The sequence below is a fragment of the Kitasatospora phosalacinea genome (assembly GCF_000717185.1).
GTDB lineage: Bacteria > Actinomycetota > Actinomycetes > Streptomycetales > Streptomycetaceae > Kitasatospora > Kitasatospora phosalacinea_A.
In genome coordinates this window covers 1-5,343 of record NZ_JNYE01000176.1, presented here as the reverse complement: position 1 = coordinate 5,343, position 5,343 = coordinate 1, and the positions used below count along the sequence as shown (strand labels likewise).

The following is a 5,343-nucleotide window of genomic DNA, read 5'->3' as shown; positions in this document are numbered from 1 at the left end:
CAACCTCGGACTCCACCACAACGGCACCACCTGGCACATCCGGGCCACCGCCTGACGGCGACAGCCCGAACCACAACAAGATCTTCATCAGTCTTCTAGCAGCGGCAGCAGTTGGGTGACGTCGTGGCGGTTGCCGCCGGTCAGTGTGATGGCGAGCGGGGCACCGTGCCGGTCGACGATCAGGTGGTGTTTGCTGCCCGGCCTGCCCCGGTCGACCGGCGAGGGTCCGGTGTGAGCCCCCTAATCCTGTGTGAAGGCGCTTCTCGGAATACCCGGCCTGGGCTTCCGGAGCGCTTGACGCGACAGACACCTGGATCCCCCCGGGCCTGCGAGGCCTTCTCAAAGAGCGGTGCTGTCGTGGCGGTGGGTTCCGTGGCGGTCGCGTGGGTGCCGGGCTGGTGCCTGCGACTTACCTGACCTGCGAGGTCTTCACAGAGAGCGGCGCGGTCCGGCGTCTTCGGGCCGCCGCGAAACCCACCGAAGATCGTGTTTCCGTGGTCATGGTGCGAGCCCGTCCCAGGGCTGACCCCTTGCCGAATACGCGAGCCTTCGAGCTCTGGCGAAGACGGGGGCCCCTGGGGCGCGCCGGTGTCATGAACGGCTACTGAGGTGGCGGACCGAAGAGTCCTGGGATTAGGGCGCCGCGTGCCCCGCATGGGCTCTTGACCTGCGAAAACAGGAAACGTTGGGAGAGTCGGATGGAGATCTTCTGCGGCATTGACCGGGCTGAGTCACACCACGACGTCGCCCTGGTCGACCCACGACGTCGCCCTGGTCGACGACACTGGTGAGCTGTTGAGCAAGCGACGGATCACCGACGACGCGGCCGGCTAACGGCTGCTGCTCGACCTGCTCGCCGAACACGGCGACACCGAGGCGGAGCCGATTCCGGTGGCGATCGAGACCAGCCACGGCCTGCTCGTCGCAGCTCTGCGCACCGGCCGGCGGCAGGTGTTCGCGGTCAACCCGCCGGCCGCGGCCCGCTACCGCGACCGGCACGGCGTGTCCCGCAAGGAGTCCGACCCCGGCGACGCCTTGGTCCTGGCGAACATCCTGCGCACCGACATGCCCATGCACCGCCCGTTGCCCGCCGACTCGGACCGAGGCCGGGCCGTCACCGTACTGGCCCGCGCCCAACAGGATGCCGTCTGGAACAGCCAGCAGCTCGGCAACCAGATCCGCTCACTCCTGCGCGAGTACTACCCCGCCGCCCTGGAAGCCTTCCAGAGCAAACCTGGCGGCCCGGCCCGGCCGGACGCCCGCGTTGTGCTCGCCGCCGCCCCGACCCCGGCCAAGGCCGCGAAGCTGTCCCCGACCCAGTTGCGGGCCGCGCTCAAGCGCGTCGACCACCAGCGGGGGATCGATGCAGAGGCCAAACGGCCGCGCGAGGTTTTCCGGGTCGACCGTGTTCGCCACCCAGACGCGGTCGGAGACGCTTTCGGCCACCAGCCGGCTGCCCTGCTGAAGCAGTTCGACGCGGCCTGCCAGGCCGGTGACGGCCTCGCCCGAGCGGTCGAGGCCGCCTTCCGCGGGCATCCCGACGCCGAGATGTACCTCGGTTTCCCTGGCCTCGGCGTCCAGCTCGCAGCCCGCGTCCTGGCTGAGATCGGTGACGACCGCACCCGCTTCGCCGACGCCCGCGGCCTCAAGGCCTACGCCGGCTCCGCACCCATCACCCGGGCCTCCGGCAAGAAGAGCCACGTCGGCAGACGCATGGTCAAGAACAACCGGCTCATGCACGCCGGATTCCTCTGGGCCTTCTCCTCGCTCCAGGCCTCGTCCGGCGCCGACGCCCGTTACCGCCGCCGACGCGACCACGGAGACTGGCACGCCGGCGCCCGACGCCACCTCCTCAACCGATTTCCTGGGCCAGCTCTTCCACTGCCTTCAGAACCGCCGGCCGTTCGACGAACAGATGGCCTTCCCCGTTCGACAGGGAGTTGCTGCGGCGGCGTAACCACCGAGGGCGAGCCTGGTTTGCCTGCATGTCACAGCCCGGCGGCACACTGCACGCATGAGTTCTGATCAACACGCCGTTCATCAGGCCCCCGGCCCGGCCTGGGTCGAGTCCATGGGCGGCCCGCTGATCGTTGTCCCGGTGTCCGCGCTGCACCAGTGGAACGGCTGCACCGAGAACGGCATGATCGTCGGCGACGGTGACCAACCCGACGACTACGATCGCGCCTGCGCGGTCGAGGACCTGGCCGAGGTGATCAGCCTGGCCGGCCACACCGCCAATTCCGCACTCGTGCTGGGCGATGAACCCTCCAGCACCTGCTACCTGGCCGAGCAACGAGCCTTCGTGCGCTGGCTCGCAGCCAATTCCGATGCCGAGTTGATCGCCGCCGCCATGGCCGTGCTGAACGATCCGGCGACGCCGTGGGAGGAGTGCGGGCTGTGGCAGACCGACGGTCCGGCCGTACTCATGGATTCGGCCGAAGCCGGCGGGAGCCTCGGCGTCCCCTACCCGGACGGCCAGGGCCAGCCCGAGCAGGCCCCAGTGCTTGTGCCTGCAGGGCTCTGGACAGTCCGCGCGTTTCACGACTGGTCCGACGAATCCACCTGGGTCGGCGTGGTCCAGCTCCTCCCGGCTTGACGTCGTAGCACCCTGAGATGTCTTTGAGGGCCCTGACGTGCGAGCCGTCGATCGCTGCGTCGTCCATCTCCAGCAGGCCCGCCGACCGCAGTTCAGCGAGAAGCACCTCGTGCAGACGAGGCCATGCGCCGGCCTCGGTCCAGTCCCGCAGCCGGCGCCAGGCGGTGACTCCGGAGCAGCCGATGGTGGCGGTGGGGACGTCGCGCCAGGCGATGTCGGTCCGCAGGACGTAGATGATGCCGGCGAAGGCCGCCCTGTCCGGAACGCGGAGTCTTCCGGGGTGGCGGTGGCGTCGTTCGGGAGCGGGTGGCAGCAGTGGCGCCACCCGCTCCCACAGGTCGTCCGGGACAAGGTCAGCACGCACCCGGATACCCTGCCGACCGAGATCGCCGAGGGCGAGTCCTGCGGTTCGGCTCGTTCTGCGGCGGTGGCGGCCGGTTACACCGATGCCTTCGGCGCCGTGGGGCGGCGGATCGGGCGGCCGGGGCGCGCCTCCAGGATCTCCTTGCCGTCCTGGATGACGGGGGTGCCGTTCACGATCACGTGCTGGAAGCCGGTGGAGCGTTGCGCGGGCTCGGTGAAGGTGGCGTTGTCCTGCACGGTGGCGAGGTCGAACACGACGACGTCGGCGTCCGCACCGACCTGGATGCGGCCCTTGCTGCGCATCTGGGGCACGGCCTTCTCCAGGATCTGCGCGGGGATGAGGCTCGTCTTGCGGATCGCCTCGACCAGCGTCAGTTTGGGCTCGGTGCGCTCGCGGCCGCCGCGGGCCCAGCCGGCGAGGAAGCGGGCGTAGCAGCCGGCCGAACGCGGGTGGGCGAAGGCGTCGTCGGGCAGCGGCCAGACGTCGCCCTCGATGATCGTGCCGTCCTTGCGTGCCCACGGCATCGCGTCGGAGGCGATCGCGGCCCCGGGGTGCAGGACGGAGAGGTCGAGCATCTCGGCGTCCTCGGCGTTGTCGTCCGGGTGCAGGAAGTGCATCACGATGACGGCCCCGGGGTCCTCCTCCTGCAGTTCGTCGATCCTCTCCTGGGTCAGGGGTTCGCCGTTGTGCTCCATCGCGGAGGCGTCCTCCACGCCCCAGCGTGCGAGCCAGTCGTTCTTGAAGACCTCGGCGCCCACGGTGCTGGAGCACGCGCCGTAGGGGTAGGCCTCGACGGTGATCGGCAGACCGCGTTCCTGGGCTTCGGTGACGAGTTCCACGCAGGCCTTGATGTCCCGGCCGGCGACGCTGTTGAGGTGGCAGATGTGCATGTGCGCGCCGGTCGCCGCGGCGAGGGAGATGAGTTCGCCGAGTCCTTCGAAGCCGCTGTCCGGCTCCTGGACGGAGAGGTAGCGGATGTGGGTGAAGGTCGGCGCCCCGTGCCTGGCGGCGAGCTGGGCGAGTGCGTGGTACTCCTTGCGGCCGTAGCCGGGCGCGTAGCCGCCGTTGATGCCGATGCCCAGGGCGCCCTGCTCCAGCCCTTCCTCGACGCCGGCGATGATGCGCTTCACCTCCTCCTCGTCGGCCAGGCTCTGCTGCCAGCCGTCGCGTTCGAACGCCTTCTGGAACCAGGTCAGTTCGGCCCCGGGGGGCGCCATGTCCTTCTCCTTCTCCGCGATGCGCGCATACGTCCACGCGGCGGAGGCGCCGTAGTTGATCGGGCGGCCCTCGGCGGCCACCTTGTCGTAGAAGTCCGCGATCGGCAGGAGTCCCGACTCCAGTTCGAGCGCGGTGGTCACCCCGTCGAAGGCCTGCATCCACGCGGCGGGCAGCTGCTGGCCGTGCGCGTGGAGGTCGATGAAGCCGGGGGCGACGACCAGGCCCGTGGCGTCGATCACCGTCTCGCCCTCCAACGGCTCGGTCGAGATCGCCGCGATCCGGTCCCCTGTGATCCCCACGTGGAAAATGCCGTCGACCTCCCTCTCCGGATCCACCACGCGCCCCCGGCAAGCACGACATCGTACGGACCGGGCCCGTTCGGCTGCTGGGGCGCTCTGTGCGAATCTCTTGCGGGTTCTCGGTCATCGTTACATCCCTGGTCGCCGTAATGGTTCGTATGCAGGGAGATCCTGACAGGCCATCAACTGACCAGACTCGGGGCGAGGACGGGATTCACCCGATAGGCGGAGCCCGACACAGTCGGCACACGCCCCCCCGCCGTCCGGACGTCCTCATCGTCCTCGGCTGGCTCGCGCACTGATCAGCGGCCCCCGGCTGGCCGGACCCTCTCGCGATCATTCTGAAACGATCAGTAAAGCGCACTCCGGGGCGATCTCGGCCAACGCGCTGCTCCAGCACGCGCACCCTGGCGTGTGCTCGGCTATCGAGGTGGCCGGTGCACCTACCGCAATACCGCCCCGCGACCCCCGCAGCAGCAGCGCGCCGGCACCACCGCTCACGGTGTCCACCTGGTTGCCGTACCGCACCGGGCCCCGATGGACCCTTGTCGCCCACGGAGGAGAACGGGCTGGCCTTCGACGTGGTCAGCGATATCGGTTGCGAAGCCGCCTGCCATGCACGGTCAGCCGGGCACGACGGTGGGACACGAAGGCCTCCGTGTGTGGTGCGGAGCCTGGACACCTCCACCACACCGGAGGTCTTCGCTTTGATCAAGCCCGGCCACTGCCAACAGCGCTCATGATCAATACGCTTGGCGCCGTTCGGTGGGGAGGTGGCGGGTGAACAGCAGGGCCCCGGCGGTGATCACCGTGCAGGCGAGGACGGCGGACTTCAGGCCCTGGATCTGCGCGTCCCGGTAGTGGTC

The 5,343-nt window shown here is 69.5% G+C and carries 2 protein-coding genes and 3 pseudogenes; 2 read left to right on the top strand and 3 right to left on the bottom strand.

Annotated elements, in window-relative coordinates; all coding sequences use genetic code 11:
* Positions 1–93: 93 nt before the first annotated feature.
* Positions 94–240 (bottom strand): annotated as a pseudogene (locus OO57_RS41920) (transposase); the annotation flags it as partial.
* A gap of 458 nt (positions 241–698) precedes the next feature.
* Here OO57_RS41920 and OO57_RS38905 point away from each other — a divergent pair.
* Both OO57_RS38905 and OO57_RS36900 read left to right on the top strand, forming a co-directional pair.
* Positions 699–1,957 (top strand): annotated as a pseudogene (locus tag OO57_RS38905) (IS110 family transposase).
* 57 nt (positions 1,958–2,014) lie between these two features.
* The gene (locus tag OO57_RS36900) at positions 2,015–2,596 is read left to right on the top strand and encodes an Imm21 family immunity protein (RefSeq protein ID WP_234337701.1); all 582 of its coding nucleotides are present in this window, start codon (positions 2,015–2,017) and stop codon (positions 2,594–2,596) included.
* 169 nt (positions 2,597–2,765) lie between these two features.
* On the opposite strand, the pseudogene OO57_RS47520 reads toward OO57_RS36900, so the two are convergent.
* Both OO57_RS47520 and OO57_RS38900 read right to left on the bottom strand, forming a co-directional pair.
* Positions 2,766–2,921: pseudogene (locus OO57_RS47520) on the bottom strand (transposase); the annotation flags it as partial.
* Between the two features lie 113 nt (positions 2,922–3,034).
* Positions 3,035–4,516, bottom strand: coding sequence for an amidohydrolase family protein (locus OO57_RS38900; RefSeq protein WP_267885011.1), 1,482 nt, complete (start codon positions 4,514–4,516; stop codon positions 3,035–3,037).
* Between the last annotated feature and the right edge of the window lie 827 nt (positions 4,517–5,343).